Origin of the sequence: Algibacter lectus, assembly GCF_004368925.1 — a bacterium.
GTDB lineage: Bacteria > Bacteroidota > Bacteroidia > Flavobacteriales > Flavobacteriaceae > Algibacter > Algibacter lectus.
The window spans coordinates 25,722-45,066 of sequence record NZ_SORL01000008.1 but is presented as its reverse complement, the minus strand read 5'-3'; the positions used below and the strand labels follow the sequence as shown (position 1 = coordinate 45,066).

General features: G+C 33.8%; 17 protein-coding genes and 1 tRNA gene. 10 read left to right on the top strand and 8 right to left on the bottom strand.

The window, feature by feature from the left end; all coding sequences use genetic code 11:
* The first annotated feature begins 68 nt into the window (after positions 1-68).
* The 3 genes from DFQ06_RS08690 (at position 69) to DFQ06_RS08680 (ending at position 4,206) form a co-directional block, all read left to right on the top strand.
* The gene (locus DFQ06_RS08690) at positions 69-599 is read left to right on the top strand and encodes an inorganic diphosphatase (protein ID WP_042502653.1); all 531 of its coding nucleotides are present in this window, start codon (positions 69-71) and stop codon (positions 597-599) included.
* A gap of 128 nt (positions 600-727) precedes the next feature.
* A complete protein-coding gene (locus tag DFQ06_RS08685; RefSeq protein ID WP_133967271.1) occupies positions 728-3,136 on the top strand; it encodes a sodium-translocating pyrophosphatase in 2,409 nt (802 codons plus the stop codon).
* A 71-nt stretch (positions 3,137-3,207) separates the two neighbouring features.
* Positions 3,208-4,206 carry an App1 family protein gene (locus tag DFQ06_RS08680; RefSeq protein ID WP_042496708.1) on the top strand — a complete coding sequence of 333 codons (999 nt, stop codon included), beginning with the start codon at positions 3,208-3,210 and terminating at the stop codon, positions 4,204-4,206.
* A gap of 60 nt (positions 4,207-4,266) precedes the next feature.
* Here the strand turns inward: DFQ06_RS08680 and DFQ06_RS08675 are convergent, their stop codons facing one another.
* Together DFQ06_RS08675 and DFQ06_RS08670 are read right to left on the bottom strand one after the other, a co-directional pair.
* A complete protein-coding gene (locus DFQ06_RS08675; protein WP_042496710.1) occupies positions 4,267-4,881 on the bottom strand; it encodes a deoxynucleoside kinase in 615 nt (204 codons plus the stop codon).
* Between the two features lie 4 nt (positions 4,882-4,885).
* Complete coding sequence (locus tag DFQ06_RS08670; protein WP_133967269.1) at positions 4,886-5,665, bottom strand: hypothetical protein; 780 nt, start codon at positions 5,663-5,665, stop codon at positions 4,886-4,888.
* 162 nt (positions 5,666-5,827) lie between these two features.
* On the opposite strand from DFQ06_RS08670, the gene DFQ06_RS08665 reads away from it, so the two are divergent.
* From DFQ06_RS08665 to era, 5 genes are all read left to right on the top strand, one after another.
* Positions 5,828-6,676: a GLPGLI family protein gene (locus DFQ06_RS08665; RefSeq protein WP_042502658.1), complete on the top strand. Its 849-nt coding sequence runs from the start codon at positions 5,828-5,830 to the stop codon at positions 6,674-6,676.
* A 43-nt stretch (positions 6,677-6,719) separates the two neighbouring features.
* Complete coding sequence (locus tag DFQ06_RS08660) at positions 6,720-9,470, top strand: TonB-dependent receptor (protein ID WP_133967267.1); 2,751 nt, start codon at positions 6,720-6,722, stop codon at positions 9,468-9,470.
* Between the two features lie 58 nt (positions 9,471-9,528).
* Positions 9,529-9,610 (top strand) — tRNA-Tyr (locus DFQ06_RS08655).
* A gap of 188 nt (positions 9,611-9,798) precedes the next feature.
* Positions 9,799-10,524: a BamJ family beta-barrel-assembly machinery protein gene (locus tag DFQ06_RS08650; protein ID WP_042502659.1), complete on the top strand. Its 726-nt coding sequence runs from the start codon at positions 9,799-9,801 to the stop codon at positions 10,522-10,524.
* Between the two features lie 165 nt (positions 10,525-10,689).
* A complete protein-coding gene (era, locus tag DFQ06_RS08645) occupies positions 10,690-11,571 on the top strand; it encodes a GTPase Era (protein ID WP_042502661.1) in 882 nt (293 codons plus the stop codon).
* 143 nt (positions 11,572-11,714) lie between these two features.
* On the opposite strand, the gene DFQ06_RS08640 is transcribed toward era, so the two are convergent.
* On the bottom strand, positions 11,715-12,212 hold the full coding sequence (locus DFQ06_RS08640; protein WP_133967265.1) for a GTP-binding protein: 498 nt from the start codon (positions 12,210-12,212) through the stop codon (positions 11,715-11,717).
* Positions 12,213-12,309: 97 nt separating this feature from the next.
* Between DFQ06_RS08640 and der the strand changes: the two genes are divergently transcribed.
* Both der and DFQ06_RS08630 read left to right on the top strand, forming a co-directional pair.
* Positions 12,310-13,614: a ribosome biogenesis GTPase Der gene (der, locus tag DFQ06_RS08635; RefSeq protein ID WP_042496722.1), complete on the top strand. Its 1,305-nt coding sequence runs from the start codon at positions 12,310-12,312 to the stop codon at positions 13,612-13,614.
* An 80-nt stretch (positions 13,615-13,694) separates the two neighbouring features.
* Positions 13,695-15,815 (top strand): M3 family metallopeptidase, encoded by a 2,121-nt coding sequence (locus DFQ06_RS08630; protein ID WP_133967263.1) that lies wholly within the window; start codon positions 13,695-13,697, stop codon positions 15,813-15,815.
* An 83-nt stretch (positions 15,816-15,898) separates the two neighbouring features.
* Here DFQ06_RS08630 and DFQ06_RS08625 read toward each other — a convergent pair whose 3' ends face one another.
* From DFQ06_RS08625 to DFQ06_RS08605, 5 genes are all read right to left on the bottom strand, one after another.
* The gene (locus DFQ06_RS08625; protein ID WP_394345339.1) at positions 15,899-16,750 is read right to left on the bottom strand and encodes a TPM domain-containing protein; all 852 of its coding nucleotides are present in this window, start codon (positions 16,748-16,750) and stop codon (positions 15,899-15,901) included.
* 8 nt (positions 16,751-16,758) lie between these two features.
* Positions 16,759-17,199, bottom strand: coding sequence for a TPM domain-containing protein (locus DFQ06_RS08620; protein WP_042496726.1), 441 nt, complete (start codon positions 17,197-17,199; stop codon positions 16,759-16,761).
* A gap of 49 nt (positions 17,200-17,248) precedes the next feature.
* A complete protein-coding gene (locus DFQ06_RS08615) occupies positions 17,249-17,842 on the bottom strand; it encodes a LemA family protein (RefSeq protein WP_042502666.1) in 594 nt (197 codons plus the stop codon).
* 118 nt (positions 17,843-17,960) lie between these two features.
* The gene (locus DFQ06_RS08610) at positions 17,961-18,290 is read right to left on the bottom strand and encodes a MerR family transcriptional regulator (protein WP_042496730.1); all 330 of its coding nucleotides are present in this window, start codon (positions 18,288-18,290) and stop codon (positions 17,961-17,963) included.
* The gene (locus DFQ06_RS08605; protein WP_042496732.1) at positions 18,290-19,261 is read right to left on the bottom strand and encodes a M23 family metallopeptidase; all 972 of its coding nucleotides are present in this window, start codon (positions 19,259-19,261) and stop codon (positions 18,290-18,292) included. Before DFQ06_RS08605 ends, DFQ06_RS08610 begins: the two co-directional genes overlap by 1 nt.
* Between the last annotated feature and the right edge of the window lie 84 nt (positions 19,262-19,345).

Genomic DNA, 19,345 nt, shown 5'->3' with positions numbered 1-19,345 from the left:
CATTTGTACCTTGATTACAGAAAATTAAGATTCTTCTCTTGAAGAAGAAAAATAAAATAAGATTTAATATGAGCAAGAAACAACAACCGTTAACTTTTGATGTTTTAATTGAAATACCTAAAGGAAGTAGAAATAAATACGAATACGATTTTACATTACACAAAATCCGTTTTGATCGTATGTTATTTTCTTCAATGATGTATCCTGGTGATTATGGATTTATTCCAGAAACTCTAGCGTTAGATAAAGATCCTTTAGATGTGTTAGTTTTAGGTCATCAGCCAACATTTCCAATGGTTGTAATGGAAGTTCGTCCAATTGGTGTGTTTTACATGACGGATGAAAAAGGACCAGATGAAAAAATTATTTGTGTACCGGTATCAGATCCTATTTGGAGTAATAAAATGGATATTGCTGATTTAAACCCACACAGATTAAAAGAAATAGAACATTTTTTCCAAGTTTATAAAGATTTAGAGAAGAAAAAAGTTGATACAGGTGGTTGGGGAAATGCTGAACAAGCAATTAAAATTTACCACGAATGTGTAGATCGTTATGATAAAAGTGAGCACAAGAAAAAACGCACTTTTACTATCTAATTAGTATATTCTTAAAATATTGCAAAATAAATGAGTCATCTTTAACTAAAGGTGACTTTTTTTATTAATTATATTTCCTTATTTTTAGCTTGGTAAAATTAACAACAACCAAAAATCAACTAACTCTTATGGAATTAATAATCAAATTATTACCGCTCTTCGGGGTAGGTGCATTAGTGTTCGTCTTTATTAAAAGTGCTTGGGTAACTAAGCAGGATCAAGGCGATGAAAAAATGATTCGGATAGCCAAAAATATTGCCGATGGCGCCATGTCTTTTTTAAAAGCTGAATACAAAATTTTATCAATTTTTGTGGTAGCCGTGGCTATTTTGTTATACTTCAAAGGTGTATCAGAAGTTGGATCGAGTGGTATTGTAGCTGTTTCGTTTATTATAGGAGCCATATGTTCTGCACTCGCAGGGTTTATAGGAATGAAAGTTGCTACTAAAGCTAATGTTAGAACCACGCAAGCTGCTAGAACATCATTAGGGCGAGCCTTAGAAGTTGCCTTTGCTGGTGGTGCCGTAATGGGACTTGGAGTTGTAGGTTTAGGAATTCTCGGCTTAAGTGGCTTATTTATGATTTATCAAAACCTCTGGCCTGGTGCAGAAAATTTAGCGATGGTATTAAATGTGCTTTCAGGGTTTTCTTTGGGAGCTTCATCTATTGCTTTATTCGCTCGTGTTGGTGGTGGTATTTATACTAAAGCAGCCGATGTTGGTGCCGATCTTGTAGGTAAGGTTGAAGCAGGTATTCCTGAAGATCATCCATTAAACCCAGCAACTATTGCAGATAATGTTGGTGATAACGTTGGTGATGTTGCAGGTATGGGGGCCGATTTATTTGAATCTTATGTAGGATCTATTATCGGAACCATGGTTTTAGGAGCATTTATTTTAACTCCAGATTTTAATGGTTTAGGTGCTGTGTATCTTCCCTTAGTATTAGGTGCTGTTGGTATTGTGATGTCTATTTTAGGAACCTTTTTTGTAAAAGTAAAAGATGGAGGAAATCCACAAACAGCATTAAACATTGGAGAATTTGGTTCTGCGGGTTTAATGGTTATAGCATCTTATTTTATTATTAATGCCTTGTTACCAGAATCTGTAGAAGGCTTACCATTTGGGGCTATGGGTGTATTTTGGGCTACTATTGCTGGTTTAATGGCTGGTTTAGCCGTTGGTAAAATAACAGAATATTACACAGCTACAGGTAAAAGACCCGTAATGTCTATAGTAGAACAATCGGAAACGGGAGCCGCAACAAATATTATTGCAGGTTTAGGTGTGGGTATGATGTCTACAGCTATTCCAATTCTTTTAATTGCAGCGGCCATTATTGTGTCACATCATTTTGCTGGATTATATGGTATTGCAATTGCAGCGGTTGGTATGTTAGCAAATACAGGCATCCAGTTAGCGGTAGATGCTTACGGACCAATTTGTGATAATGCCGGTGGAATTGCAGAAATGGCAGAGTTGCCAAGTGAAGTACGTGAACGTACAGATAAACTGGATGCTGTTGGTAATACAACTGCAGCAGTAGGTAAAGGTTTTGCTATTGCTTCTGCAGCCTTAACAGCGTTAGCATTATTTGCGGCTTTCATGAAAACGGCTAATGTAATTGCAATTGATGTCTCTCAGCCAACAATTATGGCAGGGTTATTAGTTGGTGGTATGCTACCTTTTGTATTTTCGGCCTTGTCAATGAATGCGGTTGGTCGTGCTGCAATGGCTATGATTGAAGAGGTGCGTCGTCAGTTTAGAGATATTCCGCAGTTAAAAGCAGCTTTAGCTGTGATGCGTAAATACGATTCGGATATGACGAAGGCTACCAAAGAAGATCGTGCTATTTTTGATGCGGCCGATGGTTATGCCGAATACGATAAATGTGTAGATATTTCTACAAAAGCATCTATAAAAGAAATGGTTTTTCCTGGTTTATTAGCTATTGCAGTACCTGTTGCTGTAGGTTTTATTGGCGGAGCCGAAATGTTAGGTGGTCTGCTAGCGGGTGTAACCACTTGTGGTGTGCTTATGGCTATTTTTCAATCTAACGCTGGTGGTGCATGGGATAATGCTAAAAAAACTATAGAGGAGCAAGGTAAAAAGGGTACTGATGCGCATAAAGCTGCTGTTGTAGGTGATACCGTTGGAGACCCTTTTAAAGATACCTCCGGACCATCGCTAAATATTCTTTTAAAATTGATGTCGGTTGTAGCTTTAGTTATCGCACCAAGTATTGCATTATCTGCCGATAGTGTTGTGGCTCATGTAAATAATACAGAAGTTATAGAAAAGGTTGAGGTTAAAAAAGAAGTGAATGTCGAGGTTCATAAAAATGATGATGGTACGGTTAAGGCTATAGTAAAAACGGTAACAACAAAAAATGGTGAAGGTTCTACAACTTACGAAAATTTTGAAGGAACCAAAGCTGAGGTGAAGAAAAGTCTTGCTGCTTTAGGTGCAGATGCTAAAGATGTTTTAATTGAATTAGAAAAAGATATAAATAAAGTTGAAGAAGAGGTTTTAAATTAGGTTAGACTTCTTTTTTTAGTAATTTTGAAAAACCACGTGGAAGCGTGGTTTTTTGTATTTTTACAATCTATATGTTTAAAAAAGACCCTGTCCAAATTATAGCATTTCAAACTTACGGTACTTTCAACCGTGTGTATTTGCGTGGGCGAGCTATAGAAGATGAAAGTATTAATTTAGAACAAAAAAGTGTTTTAAAACTACTGATTAATGCTTGGAAACGTTTTGAAACAGATGAAGTAAAACATGCAGAACTCAGTGTTAGGCTCGGAGATGATCACGTGTTTTATACTAAAACCGACGAGAGAGGTTATTTTTTGCTAGATGAAACTGTTGATGATATTAGTAAATATCAGGATGATGAAGGTTGGGTTGAGTTTGAGTTTTCTTTTAAAAATAAAATTGTTAAACGTTTAATTCAATCGGAGAATAAGTTTTCTGCTCATATGCTTATTCCTTGTAAAAGTGCTGAATTTGGAGTTATTAGCGATATAGATGATACTATTTTACACACCGGTATTGTGTCTATGTTTAAATGGCGTGTGCTTTTTAATACGTTTTTAAAATCCGCAGGAAAGCGATTGCCTTTAGAAGGTGCCGCTGCATTTTATAAGTTATTACATCAAGGTAAAAAGGAACATGAAGCAAATCCTATTTTTTATGTAAGTCATAGCCCTTGGAACTTGTATCGATATTTGGATTACTTTTTAAAGCAAAATAATTTCCCAAACGGGCCAATTATCCTTAGAAAGTTTCCGAGTGTTTTTAAACGAAAACCTAAAGACGAGAAGCCCGAGAAGCAAAAAGAGATCATTAATTTACTGGAATCTTACCCAGACTTAAAGTTTATTCTAATTGGTGATTGTGGAGAGCATGATCCTGATATTTATATAGAAATAGCACAGGTATTCCCTAATAGAATTTTAGCTATTTATTTGCGCAGTGTTAAGCACAAAAAGAAAATGCTTCGTGTTTCTGGGTTGTTTAATGATTACAAAACTACACCAGTTTTATTGGTAGAAACAAGCGAAGAAGCTATTGAGCATGCTCGAAAAAGTGGATTTGTATTGTAGTGCAAACAATAAAATCAACAACAGTTTAAAATAAATTCAGGTTTTAAGAAACAGGTTGTTCTAAAACAGCCCATTTATTTCAGCATCAATAGTGTTTATTACAAAACCTAAATCTTCAGGATTATCAACAAAATCTAAGTGGTCTACATCAATTATTAAAAGTTTTCCTTTGTTGTAACCGTGTATCCAAGCTTCGTAACGTTCGTTTAATCGGCTTAAATAATCTATACTTATAGAGTTTTCGTAATCACGACCACGTTTTTGTATTTGGGATACTAAGTTTGGTATGGTACTACGCAGGTAAATTAATATGTCCGGACCTTGCACAAGAGATTCCATTAACTCGAAAAGCGACTTATAATTTTCAAAATCACGATTCGTCATTAAGCCCATAGCATGTAAGTTAGGAGCAAAAATATGAGCGTCTTCATAAATAGTACGATCTTGTATAATGGCTTTTCCGCTTTCGCGAATTTGTAAAACTTGACGAAAACGACTATTCAAAAAATATACTTGCAGGTTAAAACTCCAGCGTTCCATTTGGTTGTAAAAGTCGTCTAGGTACGGGTTATCTACCACATCTTCCAATTGAGCTTCCCAATTGTAATGTTTTGCTAACAGTTTTGTGAGAGTGGTTTTTCCAGCGCCTATATTTCCGGCAATAGCAATATGCATAGTGTTATTTTATTTTTAATTGAAACTCGTATAAAGTTTTGTGGGTGTAAATATACAAGGTTTCATTGATTACAAAAAACTGATTTATTATTATATTAGGAAGAATAATATGTGCAGGTTGTTCATCGTTTTTATTCAGGTAGAGTAAATTGTTATCCTTTTTTAGTATCAAGTTTTCACCGTCTGCCGCAATAGCTGTGTAACCCTTGTTATCTAGTTTTTTTATTAAACTCCCAAAATAATTATAAGTATACAGTTGGTTTTTAGTAAGTAACCAACAATAATTAAAGTTACTTTTTAGGTCTAAAACTTGGCTTTGTACGGGCTGTGTTTGGGCTCTAGAGGTTTTTTGTTTATAATCGAAAAGTTCAAGGTTTTGAATGTCTTGGTTAAAAACCCAAACCGTGTTATCATGTCCGGTAGAAACATGAGAAACATTTTTGTAGTCGTTAATGGCATTAAAATCGGTTTTAAAAATTTCCGATAAGCGGTTGTCTAGAATTATTAAGGTATTGAAGTCTTTATAGAAGATATTAATTTTTAACGGGTTAAAAGTGTTAGCACTTTCAATATTTCCTAATTGTAGGTTGTTGTAATTTAAAGTTTTATTGTTATGGTTTTTGTAGAGTACATTATTGTTTATATAGCATGTAGTGCCAAAGTTATTAACCGACACTAAATGTTCTACATCTAGTAAAGTTTTTTTGACTAACGTTGCTTCAATAGGTTCTTGAGAGAAAATTGAAAGGGTAAATAAAAAAAGTAGAAATGTAGCGTGTTTCATTCGATTGGGAAATTACAAAAATTGAATCAATTTTTCAGGCATTAAAAACTGTATTTATTTTAAGAGTATTTTAACATTTTAAGATTAAACTATTGGGTATCTCTTTAAGTCTAAGCTAAAATTAAAGTTTAATTTTAGTAACAAAACAAAAATATAAGAATAATGAATTTTAAGATTTTAAAACCAGCATTAACCGCATGTTTACTTTTTGTAACGGTATTATCTTTTGCTCAAAAAGACTTTCAAGGTAAAGCATACTACGAGTCTAAAACTACTGTAGATATGAGTAATTTTGGAGGAGGGCAACTAAGTGAAGAGCGTAAAAAAGAAATTGCTGGCCGAATGAAAAGTATGCTAGAGAAAACTTTTATTCTAACTTTTAATCAATCGGAATCTGTATATAAGGAAGAAGAACGATTAGAGGCGCCAAGTACAGGTAGAGGTCCTCGTTTTGGAGCTATGAGTTTTACTGGTGGCGATCAATATAAAAATGTAAGTAATAAAGAGCTATTGCAAGAGCAAGAATTTTTTGGAAAACAGTTTTTAATTAAAGATGAATTACAACAGTTGAAATGGGAGTTAGGCTCGGAAACCAAAACCATTGGACAATATACTTGTTTTAAAGCTACAGCAGTAAAGGAGGCTTCAGGATTTGATTTTAGTAATTTTGGAAGAAGACCATCTGGAGATGACGATAAAAAAGACGAAGAAGAAAAACCTAAAGAAGTTGTTGTTACAGCTTGGTATACACCACAGATTCCTGTAAACCAAGGACCAGATACATATTGGGGGTTGCCTGGTTTAATTTTAGAAGTTAGTGCAGGCAAAACTACAATTTTGTGTTCTAAAATTGTTTTAAATCCTTCGGAAAAAGATGAAATGAAAGTGCCGTCTAAAGGAAAAGAAGTAACGCAAGCAGAATACGACGCCATTGTGAAGAAAAAAATGGAAGAAATGCAAGCTATGCGTGGTGGTAGAGGAGGAAACCGTGGTGGTGGCGGAAGACGCTAATAGCAATCATTTTATTATAAGTAATTAATCGAAAATTTATTCTGTGAAAAATTTAATCGTTTTTGCACTGCTTTTAGCGGTAAGTACAACCTTTGCTCAAGTTAAACTGGAAGGTGTTGTTAGAGATAGTATTGGTGACCCGTTAGAATTAGCAAATGTTATTGCTATAAATCAAGATACGCAAAAGCTAGATGCTTATGGTATTACAAACCCAGATGGTCGTTACAAACTTTCAGTAGAGAAAAATGCCAAGTATAATATTCAAGTGAGTTATATCGGCATGAGAACGGGACAGGCTGAGGTGATTACAAAAGAAAGCGCAATAATTCAAGATTTTGTTTTAGTTGAAGATAATGCGCTAGATGCTGTAGAGTTAGTTTACGAAATGCCTGTAACCATTAAAGGTGATACTATTGTTTATAATGCAGATTCTTTTAAATCAGGTACAGAACGAAAACTAGGAGATGTTTTAGATAAACTACCAGGAGTAGAGATTAATGATGATGGTGAAATTGAAGTAGAAGGCGTAAAAGTTGGTAAAGTTATGGTTGAGGGTAAAGAGTTTTTTGATGGAGACTCTAAGTTGGCCACTCAAAACATTCCTGCAAATGCTATTGATAAAGTTGAGGTGCTTAAAAATTATGCCGAAGTTGGCCAATTAGGTGGAGTAACCAATAACCAAGATAACATTGCTATAAACATTAGACTTAAACAAGGTAAAAAGAATTTTTGGTTCGGAAATGTTACTGCCGGTGGTGGTACTTCAGATAATGATTTATTGTATTTATTTCAGCCAAAATTGTTTTACTACAGTCCGGAATACAGTATAAATGTAATTGGAGATTTAAATAATATTGGCGAAATAGCGTTTACACGTCGCGATTATTTCAACTTTACTGGTGGTTTTAGAGCTCCAAGCAGAAGTAGTGGAACAAACATAGATTTAGGAAGTAATAATTTAGGATTTTTATCACTTCAGAATAATAGAGCCAAAAATATTAACACCAAATTCGGAGCTGCCAATTTTAGCTATTCACCTAAACCAACTTTAGATTTAAGTGGTTTCGCGATTCTGTTAAGTAACCGAACAGATTTAACAGAAATTAGCGATGTGCAATTTTTAGATGATACTTCTCGTGATGAAAATAAAGAAAGCAATACACGCCAACGTAGCGATATGGCTATGTTGAAGTTTAGTGCCAAGTACAAACCAAACGGAAGTAATCAATTAGATTATGATGTGTTGGCTAGAACATCTAAGGAATCGCAAGATCAGTTTGTATTATCATCTCGAGTTGGAGATGTTAGTGAGCTAGAAAGTTCTTCACCATTTAGTATTAATCAAAACTTGAATTATTATTACACGTTAAACGAGAAGAATATTTTTGCTTTAGAAGTGCAACATTTATGGCAAGATGAAGATCCTTTTTACAATGCTATTCTAGAAAACGACCCGACTAATAACGATAATGATTTAGACGACCCTATTAACCCGAGTGATGCTTATGATGAAACAGCTAGTGATTTAGGTTTCGATAGAGATCAAATTCAATATGATATCAATCAGGATAAGCGCGTAAAATCTAATCAAATGGATGCTAAGGTTGATTATTGGAATATTCTAAATCAAAAAAGTGATGTTAATTTTACTGTGGGAACCATCTATAGTAAACAAGATTTCGATTCTAATATATTTCAAACTTTAGATGATGATACCGATTTTAACTCCACTCCAACCATTAACGATGGTTTAGATACAAATGATATTGCTTACACATTTACCGATGTTTATGCAGGAGCGCATTACCGCTTAAAATCTGGAATTTTTACATTTACGCCTGGTTTTTCTGCACATGCTTATAGTGCGAAAAATGATCAGTTTGATGTAGATTATACCGATAACTTTTTTAGATTACTACCAGATTTTAATATGTTGATTCAGTTAAAAAAGAGTGAGCGTATTATTTTTAATTACGATATGCAAACTAACTTTACCGATGTTAATCAATTAGCTAGAGGTTTAGTTTTAAACGATTATAGTTCTGTTTTTTCTGGAAATCAGGAATTAGAAAGTGCTTTGGCTCATAACTTCAATTTATCTTATTTCAGTTTTAATATGTTTAATTACACCAATGTTTCGGCGCGATTAAATTATAGCAAAACAGTAGATAGAATTAGAACAAATTCCGAATTACCTCTCGGAAGTGTTATTAGAGTTAGTAGTCCTTATAATTCAAATCTAGCCGATGAAAGCGCTAGTGCTAATGCTCGAGTTCAAAAAACAATGGGTAAGTTTAGAGCAACAGCTACGGGTAACTTAAGTTATACCAAATACAACCAGCTTGTAAACGATTTGCCATTTGCTAACGAAACTTATTCGCAAACTTATAGAGGGGAATTAAGAACTAATTTTAAAGAAGCGCCAAATTTTGAATTAGGGTACCGTTACAGTATTCAAGATAATGACCAAGGCACACAAAGAACAAAGTTTTTTACTAAGGCACCATCGGTAGAATTTGATGCTTTAATCTTAAAAAGTTTCACTTTTAAGACCGATTATTCATATAATGACTTTTCAGATGAAGAAAAAACAATAAATTCTTATGAGTTTTGGGATGCGTCTTTAGCTTATAAAAAAGATGAGGACAGCAAATGGGAATACGAAGTTAAAGCAACTAACTTATTAAATACCAGGTCTCAAAACCAGAGTAGTGTGGGCACAATTTCTGTAAGCGCAACCGAATATTATATACAACCACGCTTTTTAACTTTTAGAATTAGATACGAATTGTAAAAAAAACGAAATTTGTTTTGTAGAATTAATAAACAGTAATATATTTGCGGTCAGTTTTGGGGAGATACTCAAGCGGCCAACGAGGGCAGACTGTAAATCTGCTGACTACGTCTTCGCAGGTTCGAATCCTGCTCTCCCCACTTAAAACCGAAAAGCCTGCTATTAGCAGGCTTTTTAATTTTAGATACTTTCTAGATTAAATTAGTTATCATTTCTTAAGTGTTGTGTAAGTATCGGCCTAATGTTTTTTGTTAAATAGAGCTTAAAGCTATTTTGTAGCTATTATAATTTTGTTACATTTGACTGCAAATTAATTTAACACAAAAAAATGAAAACAATTAAAGTTTTAAGCCTAGTTGCTCTTACAGCATTAATGGCATCTTGTAATAACACAGGAGTTACAAAAAAGCCTGTAAAAACAGAATTAGATTCAGTAAGTTATGCTATCGGTATGGATGTTGCTAGAAATGTAAAAACTAGTTTCTCTGAATTTGATAACGAGTTGTTTATTCAAGGGTTTATGAACGCTATTGATTCTACTGATATTTTAATAGATCAAGCAGAAGCTCAAAAAGTAGTACAAGCTTATTTCCAAAAGAAACAACAAGCTGATATCGCTAAACAAAAAGAAGAAGCTGCTAAAAAAGCAGAAGCTGAGTTTGGTGAAGTTAAATTAGCTGGTGAGAAATTTTTAGAAGAAAACAAATCTAAAGATGGTGTTCAGGTAACAGAAAGTGGTTTACAATATATTGTTGAGAAAGAAGGAACAGGTGAAAAACCAACAACAGCTTCTCAAGTAAAAGTACATTACCATGGTACCTTAACCGATGGAACTATTTTTGATAGTTCTGTAGATCGTGGAACTCCAGCTACTTTTGGTGTAACACAAGTTATTCCAGGGTGGACAGAAGGTTTACAGTTAATGTCTGTAGGTTCTAAATATAAATTCTTTGTACCGCAAGAATTAGGTTACGGAGCAACTCCAAGAGGTGGAAAAATTAAGCCTTTCGATGTTTTAGTATTCGATGTTGAATTGTTAGAAATCGTTAAGTAATTTAAAACATTATTCTTTCAATTGTAATGTTGAGGTTTTCAACTTATAATTAGAATGAAATGTTTAAATATATAAAAAAGACTGCCTGAAAATGGCAGTCTTTTTTGTTTTAGTAAATTCAAAAAAATAAAGGTTGTAACTTTGCAACTTAATAAATTGAAGACTATGAACCATAAAGCAGGTTTTGTAAATATTATTGGTAATCCAAACGTTGGAAAATCAACACTAATGAATGCCTTTATAGGTGAAAAATTATCTATCATCACTTCTAAGGCACAAACTACACGCCATAGAATTTTAGGTATTGTAAATGGAGACGATTTTCAGGTTGTATTAAGTGATACTCCTGGTATTATTAAGCCAGCTTACGAGTTGCAAGAATCTATGATGGGGTTTGTAAAATCGGCCTTTGAAGATGCGGATATATTAATTTATATGGTAGAAATTGGAGAACAAGCTTTAAAAGATGAAGCATTCTTTAATAAAATTAAAGCGTCTAAAATCCCTGTTTTATTACTTTTGAATAAAATTGATATATCAGATCAGGAACAATTAGAGACTCAAGTGCAACTTTGGGCAGAGAAAGTGCCAAATGCAGAAATTATTCCTATTTCGGCTTTACAAGGTTTTCAAGTGAAAGAAGTATTTCATAGAATTATCGAGTTATTGCCAGAATCTCCAGCCTTTTATCCAAAAGATCAATTAACGGATAAACCAGAGCGTTTCTTTATAAATGAAACTATTCGCGAAAAAATCCTTCTTCATTACAAAAAAGAAATTCCTTATGCTGTAGAAATAGAAACAGAGGAGTTTTTCGAGGAAGAAAAAATTATTAGAATGCGATCTGTAATTATGGTAGAGCGCGAAACTCAAAAAGGTATCATAATTGGCCATAAAGGCACAGCTTTAAAACGCGTAGGTGTAGAAGCTAGAAAAGATTTAGAAAAGTTTTTCGGTAAACAAATTCACTTAGAACTGTATGTAAAAGTGAATAAAAACTGGAGGAGTAACCAAAAGCAGTTAAGGCGTTTTGGGTATAATCAGTAAAAAAAACTAACGTTATCTTTTTAATTAGGTAACCTTTAGTTAAAACTTGAGTCGCATCTTTGTACCATTCAAAAAATTGGTATTTTGAAAAGTTTGAGTTAGTTTAGTTTAAAAGCTTTGGTTGGTAGCAATTAGAGCTTTTTTTATGCCTTACAAATACTATTCATAAAATTGTATAAGGCATTCATTTCTTTTTGGTTAGAAAATTTACTCACTCTACCAGCAAAGTATAATGCAAACCAAATTCCTGTTAAAACAACCAACCCTATTATTTGCGTTTGGTAAGAGGCTTTTAAAGCCCAATTGCTATAAGCCCAAATGCTAAACACAATAAAAAGCATAGCAACGGCAAAATGAAAAAATATAAACATAGTCCAAACGGTTGGACTTGGCCCAAACAAACCACGTAATAAACAGTTGTTTTCATCGACTTCATTTATCTCTAAATGTAGTTGCGGTGACCAAAAATGTTGTTTTTCTTTGGGAAGTTTGATAAATACATGATCGTCAACTGTAGATACAATAAAATCAGACTGTAGGGTCCTGCTGTCTTCAAAGTCCTTTAAAACCGAGGTATTTGTTCTTGGTAGTTGCATTTTAAACCGAGGTCTAAGTACAATTTCGTTTAGTGGTGTATTCATAATTAATTCATTAGGAAAGTAAAATACTCTTTTCTATCGAACTAAACACTATATTTGCAGCCGCTTACAGGATATGTAATGCATAAAAACAAAACTTATGAGTAATATAGTAGCAATAGTAGGAAGACCAAATGTTGGCAAATCAACTTTTTTCAATCGTTTAATACAACGTCGTGAGGCAATTGTAGATGCCGTTAGTGGTGTTACAAGAGATCGCCATTACGGTAAAAGTGACTGGAACGGTAAAGAATTTTCGTTAATTGATACCGGCGGATACGTTTTAGGTAGTGATGATGTTTTTGAAGCAGAAATTGATAAACAAGTTGAATTAGCAATAGATGAAGCCGATGCCATTATTTTTATGGTAGATGTTGAAACTGGTGTTACTGGAATGGATGAGGATGTTGCAGAGTTGTTACGTAAAGTAAATAAACCTGTTTTTCTTGTTGTAAATAAAGTTGATAACGGTAAACGTGCTGCAGATGCTGTAGAGTTTTATTCTTTAGGTTTAGGTGAATATTATACTATTGCGAGTATAAATGGTAGTGGAACCGGAGAGTTATTAGATGCTTTAGTTGAAGCTTTACCTGAAAAGGAAGAAGTAGAAGAGGAAGTATTACCTCGTTTTGCGGTAGTTGGCCGTCCTAATGCAGGAAAATCATCATTCATAAATGCTTTAATAGGAGAAGATAGATATATTGTTACAGATGTTGCAGGAACAACTCGTGATTCTATTGATACAAAATATAATCGTTTTGGATTTGAATTTAATTTAGTAGATACTGCTGGGATTAGAAGAAAATCTAAAGTGAAAGAAGATTTAGAGTTTTATTCTGTAATGCGATCTGTTCGTGCTATTGAACATGCCGATGTCTGTTTATTAGTTTTAGATGCCACTCGTGGTTTCGATGGTCAGGTTCAAAATATTTTTTGGCTAGCCCAAAGAAACAGAAAAGGTATTGTTATTCTTGTAAATAAGTGGGATTTAGTAGAGAAAGACCACAAATCAATGAAAGAGTACGAGCGCGTTATTAAACAACAAATGGAGCCGTTTACAGATGTGCCTGTTGTTTTTATTTCTGTATTAACAAAGCAACGTATTTTTAAAGCTATTGAAACGGCTGTTGAGGTTTACCATAACAGATCTAAAAAAATAAAAACAAGTAAGCTTAACGAGGTGTTTTTACCACTTATTGAAAACTATCCACCACCAGCATACAAAGCAAAATACGTTAAAATTAAATACATTATGCAGTTGCCAACACCGCAGCCGCAGTTTGCATTTTTCTGTAACTTGCCGCAATATGTAAAAGAACCTTATAAACGTTTTTTAGAAAATAAACTTCGTGAAAAGTTTGATTTTAAAGGCGTTCCAATTAGTGTTTACATGCGTAAAAAGTAAATCAAAAAACTGATAATTTTATAGCGTTGTTTTTAGATTAAGTTATGTATTTTTATATACTAATAACTTAATCTAAAACAATGATAAATCACCTTACAAAGCACCACGCTATATGCTTGGTTCTAGTTAATGTTGTCTTATTTTCTTGTACGTCTAAAACCAAAGAAAAAATAGATGAAATCCAGAATCCTTTAGTTCAAAAAAGTATATTACAATATCAGGCTCCTCAATTTGATTTAATTAAAGATGAAGATTTTGTGCCTGCTTTTAAAGAAGGTCTAAAAATACACGATTCTGAAATTGATGCGATAACCAACAATACAGAAGCTCCAACATTCGAAAATACCGTATTGGCACTCGAATTAAGTGGAGAGGTGTTGGATAGAGCAACAAATGTATTTTACAATCTTACAGGCTCTAGTACCAACCCTACATTACAAGCCATAGAGAAGGAGTATGCGCCTATATTTTCTTCGCATTCCGATAATATTTATCTTAATTCTAAAATTTATAATCGTATAAAAGCATTAGATCTTTCAACCTTAAAGGGTGAAGATTTAAAGTTAGTCGATTACTATTTAAAGCGTTTTGAAATGGCAGGCGCCAGTTTATCTAGTGAAGACAAGGAGAAGATGATGGAAATTAATAAAAAACTTTCCGTTTTAAAAACCGAGTTTAATAGTAGGTTGTTAAAAGCGCGTAAAGAAGCGGCTTTGGTTGTTGATACTGTTGAAGAATTAGATGGCTTAAGTTCTGATGATATTGAAAGAGCAAAGCTAAAAGCTGAAGAAGCTGGACTTGAAGGGAAATATGTTCTTGGATTGTCTAATACTACTCAGCAACCTTTGTTAGCGGTGCTAAAAAATAGAGAAACCCGTAGAAAGTTATTTGAGGCTTCATTTACAAGAGCTGAAAAGAATAACGCTGCAGATACTAGGCAAGTTGTAGAAGAGATAGCGCTTTTACGTATGCAAAAAGCCCAATTAATGGGAAAGAAAAATTACGCAGAATGGAAACTTCAAAACCAAATGGCTAAAACTCCAGATCGTGCTTTAAATCTGTTATCAGAATTAGGCAAAGCATCCGTGGCTCAAGCAAAAAAAGAAGCTGCCAATATACAAAGTATTATAGATGCTCAAAATGGTGGTTTTAAATTAGAACCATGGGATTGGAGTTTTTATGCAGAACAAGTTAAAAAAGCTAAGTACGATTTAGATCAAAAAGAACTTGAACCTTATTTCGAATTAAACTCGGTTTTAGAGAATGGTGTGTTTTATGCTGCGGAACGTATGTATGGTATTACGTTTAAAAAACGTACAGATTTACCGGTTTACAATCCAGATGTTATTACTTATGAAGTTTTTGATAAAGATGGGTCTAGCTTAGCATTGTACTACTTAGATTTTTACACACGCGACACTAAAAAAGGCGGTGCTTGGATGAATAGTTTTGTTAATCAGTCTCATTATTTAAAGCAAAAACCAGTAATCGTTAATGTATTTAATTACATAAAACCTACTGAAGGTAACCCAAGTTTAATAAGTTTCGATAATGTAACCACTATGTTTCATGAGTTTGGCCATACATTACATGGTTTATTTGCTAACCAACAATATGTGTCTTTATCTGGTACAAGCGTACCTAGAGATTATGTTGAATTTCCTTCTCAAATAAATGAGCACGCGGCTTTAGAGCCAGATGTTTTAAAAAACTACGCAATACATTACGAAACTAAAGAAGCCATTCCTCAGGCTTTAATTGATAAGTTAATGAAGGCTGAAATGTTTAATAAAGGTTACGATGTAACAGAATTATTAGCAGCATCTGTTATTGATATGATGTGGCATACTGTAGAAAACGAAGCAGATTTTAAATCTGTTTTAGAATTTGAAAAAGAAGCTTTAGCTAAAAATGGATTACTAGTAAGTGAAGTGCCTTCTAGATACCATACACCTTACTTTGCACATGTTTGGGGTAGTGGTTATTCTGCAGGATATTATGCTTACACGTGGAGTAAAACATTGGATTATAATACTTACGATTGGATTAAAGCAAACGGTGGTATGAATCGTGAAAACGGAGAACGTTTTAGAAAACATATATTATCTGTTGGTAATAGTGTTGACTTAAATAAAGCCTTTACCGATTTTGTTGGACATGATATGGAAGTGGATGCTTACATTAATAATGTAGGCTTCTAAAAGAAGTAGATTAAATTTTTTTTTTAATAAATATAGAAAAGGAAGGCGTTAATAAATGCTTTCCTTTTTTTTATGGTATAAATTTACCAGCCACCAGAAGCACCGCCTCCGCCAAAGCCTCCGCCACCGAAGCCTCCGCCAAAACCACCTCCGCTAGAGCTTCCGCCTCCAAAGCCACCACCAAAACCTCCAGAAGAGCCTCTTCGGTAGTTGCCACGGCCCATATTACTCAAAATAATAGCTTCGAGTATATCGGATCCTGCAGATCTATTTCCTCTGTTATTTCCACCGCCACCGCGATTGTTTTTGGAAATAGAGATAAGTATAACGATAAAAATAAATACCAATAGCATAATAAAACCAACAGGAATACCTTCTTGATTAGAAGCTTGTCTTGTTCCTTTGTATTCACCTGTTAGTACTTCAAAAATAGCATCGGCACCTTTGTTTAATCCACCGTAATAATCATTCTGTTTAAAATATGGAATAATATCAAGGTTAATAATTCTGTTAGACATCGCATCGGTTAGTAAATGCTCTACGCCGTAACCCGTGTTAATGGCAATACGTCTATCATCACGAGCTAATAGAATAAGCACGCCGTTATCTTCTTTCGCTTGTCCAATTCCCCAGGCTTGTCCCCATTTAGCGCCTAAATAGTTAATGTTTTCACCTTCGGTGGAAGCAATAATAGCTACTACTATTTGGGTTGAAGTCGTGTCGGAATATTTTATAAGTTTTTGCTCTAAGTTGCTTTTTTGTGATGCACTTAAAAGATTGTAGTAGTCGTAAACACTCGTTTGAAAATCCGGTGTTTTAGGGATTTCATATTGTGCAAAAGAAAAGTTAGTGCATAAAAGTGTAGTGAGTAAAACAACGAAAAAAAGATTTTTCATTTTAAACTGCGACCGAATACTAGATGCTGAGTGCTGCATGTTTTTCACTATCCTTTTGAGATTTCGTTAGATAATTCGTCGATATCATCATGTTTCCAAGGGAAAAAAGATTCTAACTGTTCGCCGGCTTTTTGAATACCTTCAATAATACCTTGCTTAAAATTACCAGATTTAAAGTGCGATTGCATCACATCTTTTGTGCTGTCCCAAAAGTTTTTTGGAACAACTTTGTTTATACCTTCATCACCATAAATTACAAATGTTTTATCGTCTATAGCGACGTAAATAAGTACACCGTTTTGCAATTTTGTGTTGTCCATTTTTAAATAATGAAACACTTCTAAAGCTCGATGTGCAGCATCGCCATTAGAAGTGTTTTCAATATGAACTCTTATTTCTCCAGATGTATTTAATTCGGCTAAACGAATAGCTTCAACAATGTCTTGTTCTTCTTCGCTTGTTAAAAATGCTTCAACTTTATTAGACATGCTCGTTTTGTTTACTTTGGTGAAATATTAAATATAATAGATGCGTTTATTAGAATTCAAAGTCTACGTCTGGTGCTTTTTCACTTCCAGCTTCAGCTTTGAAATAATTTAATGGTTCAAAATTGAATAAACCTGCTAATATGGAATTAGGAAACGTTTTAATATGCATATTGTATGGCTCTACGGTTTCGTTAAAGCGATCTCTAGCAACGTTAATTCTGTTTTCTGTACCTTCTAATTGACTTTGTAATTCTAAAAAGTTTTGATTTGCTTTTAAATCAGGATAGCGCTCTACAGTTACTAATAAACTTTTTAAAGCTCCAGATAAGCCGCCTTGTGCTTGGTTGAATTTTGCTAATTGTTCTGGTGTAATATTTGTTGGGTCTATAGTAATAGAAGTTGCTTTAGCTCGTGCTTCTATAACGGCTTGTAATGTCCCTTTTTCAAAATCAGCTGCACCTTGTACTGTTTTTACTAAGTTGCCAATTAAATCGTTTCTACGTTGGTAGCTACTTTCTACATTTGCCCAAGTTTTAGTTGCTGTTTCTTTTAAAGTTACAGCGGTATTGTTAAATCCTTTACCCCAAGAGTATGCGCCAATGGCAAGAATTGCAATTATAATTAATGGTAAAAATTTTTTCATGATAAAATAATTTGAATGTTGATTTTAGTTCTCAATATGTTAGACCCAATATTTCTTAAAAAGTTACTGTTTTAACACATAAAATTTAGTTTAACTTCAGTACATCTTTAGTTGAAACTTAAAGATGTTCTTTTATTTTGATAAGTTGCGTTTTAATATTCTCTAAAGTATTAATAATTTCAAAGTTGCTTAGTGCTTCTTTTTTTTCTTCCTTTAAATGTGTTTTCGCACCTTCTAGCGTAAAGCCTCGCTCTTTCACCAAATGATAGATAAATTTTAAGTTTTTAACATCTTCTGGTGTAAATTTACGGTTGCCTTTTGCATTTTTTTTAGGTTTAAGGACATCAAATTCTTTTTCCCAAAAACGTATTAAAGAGGTGTTCACGCCAAAGGCTTTGGCCACTTCTCCAATAGCATAGTATCGCTTTTCTGGTAAATCTATATGCATTAATCTAAAGATTGATTTTCTAATGAAGCGTGTTCTAAAAGTTTGCTGTATTCTTCCGCAGTTAAACTTCCGTAGTAGAAGTTCATTGGGTTTATGCGGTCGCCGTCTTTAAAAATTTCGTAATGTAAATGTGGTGCTTCCGATCTTCCAGTACTACCAACAAATCCAATTAAATCACCACGTTGTACTTTTTGATTTTTTCGCACATTGTATTTGTATAAATGCGCATATAAACTAATGTATCCAAAGCCATGATCTATTCTAATATGGTTTCCATAACCTGTAGATCCAGAATCTGCACGAACCACAATACCATCACCTGAAGCGTAAACAGGCGTGCCACGTGGAGCTGTAAAATCCATACCCCAGTGCATTTTTCGAGCCTTTGTAAAAGGATCCGATCTCATACCATAACCAGAGGCCATACGTTTCAAATCTTTGTTATTCACGGGCTGAATAGCTGGTATTGCTGCTAGCAGTTTTTCTTTTTCTTTAGCAAGTACAGCAATTTCATCTAGCGATTTAGATTGCACAACAATTTGCTTTTGTAAAATATCTAAACGCTTATTACTTTCAATAATAAGTTTAGAGTTATCAAAGCCTTCTAAGTTTTTATATCTGTTAATTCCACCAAAACCAGCGCGTCGTTGTGCTTCCGGAATTGGGTTAGCTTCAAAATAAACACGATAAATATTGTTGTCTCTATCGGCAACATTAGCCAAAACGTTTTCGGCTTCGTTCATTTTTTTATTCAGCAATTCATACTGCAATTGCATGTTATGTAATTCTCTTGCGAGAGACCGTTCTTTGGGCGATTCTACGTATTGACTTGCTATAAAAACGAACAAAAAACCAAAGAGTGCCGATGCTAAAATAAACATAAAAGCATACTTAAACGTCGTTCTTTTTCGGCGCTCAATCTTTCTGTAAGAAAGTGAATCAGAATCGTAATAATATTTTACCTTACTCATTACTATTTTTATACTATTTTTGCGCTTTACAATTTTTGTTTCAGTGCTTTAAATTTTAAAAGCAGAACGAACAAAGCTAATCAT

Coding starts and splice junctions, on each gene's coding strand:
- era (WP_042502661.1), top strand. CDS start 10,690: ATGAACCATAAAGCAGGTTTTGTAAATATTATTGGTAATCCAAACGTT.
- DFQ06_RS08675 (WP_042496710.1), bottom strand. CDS start 4,881: ATGCATATTGCTATTGCCGGAAATATAGGCGCTGGAAAAACCACTCTC.
- DFQ06_RS08640 (WP_133967265.1), bottom strand. CDS start 12,212: ATGAATACACCACTAAACGAAATTGTACTTAGACCTCGGTTTAAAATG.
- DFQ06_RS08670 (WP_133967269.1), bottom strand. CDS start 5,665: ATGAAACACGCTACATTTCTACTTTTTTTATTTACCCTTTCAATTTTC.
- DFQ06_RS08620 (WP_042496726.1), bottom strand. CDS start 17,199: ATGTCTAATAAAGTTGAAGCATTTTTAACAAGCGAAGAAGAACAAGAC.
- DFQ06_RS08630 (WP_133967263.1), top strand. CDS start 13,695: ATGATAAATCACCTTACAAAGCACCACGCTATATGCTTGGTTCTAGTT.
- DFQ06_RS08605 (WP_042496732.1), bottom strand. CDS start 19,261: ATGAGTAAGGTAAAATATTATTACGATTCTGATTCACTTTCTTACAGA.
- DFQ06_RS08685 (WP_133967271.1), top strand. CDS start 728: ATGGAATTAATAATCAAATTATTACCGCTCTTCGGGGTAGGTGCATTA.
- DFQ06_RS08665 (WP_042502658.1), top strand. CDS start 5,828: ATGAATTTTAAGATTTTAAAACCAGCATTAACCGCATGTTTACTTTTT.
- der (WP_042496722.1), top strand. CDS start 12,310: ATGAGTAATATAGTAGCAATAGTAGGAAGACCAAATGTTGGCAAATCA.
- DFQ06_RS08680 (WP_042496708.1), top strand. CDS start 3,208: ATGTTTAAAAAAGACCCTGTCCAAATTATAGCATTTCAAACTTACGGT.
- DFQ06_RS08615 (WP_042502666.1), bottom strand. CDS start 17,842: ATGAAAAAATTTTTACCATTAATTATAATTGCAATTCTTGCCATTGGC.
- DFQ06_RS08610 (WP_042496730.1), bottom strand. CDS start 18,290: ATGCATATAGATTTACCAGAAAAGCGATACTATGCTATTGGAGAAGTG.
- DFQ06_RS08625 (WP_394345339.1), bottom strand. CDS start 16,750: ATGCAGCACTCAGCATCTAGTATTCGGTCGCAGTTTAAAATGAAAAAT.
- DFQ06_RS08690 (WP_042502653.1), top strand. CDS start 69: ATGAGCAAGAAACAACAACCGTTAACTTTTGATGTTTTAATTGAAATA.
- DFQ06_RS08650 (WP_042502659.1), top strand. CDS start 9,799: ATGAAAACAATTAAAGTTTTAAGCCTAGTTGCTCTTACAGCATTAATG.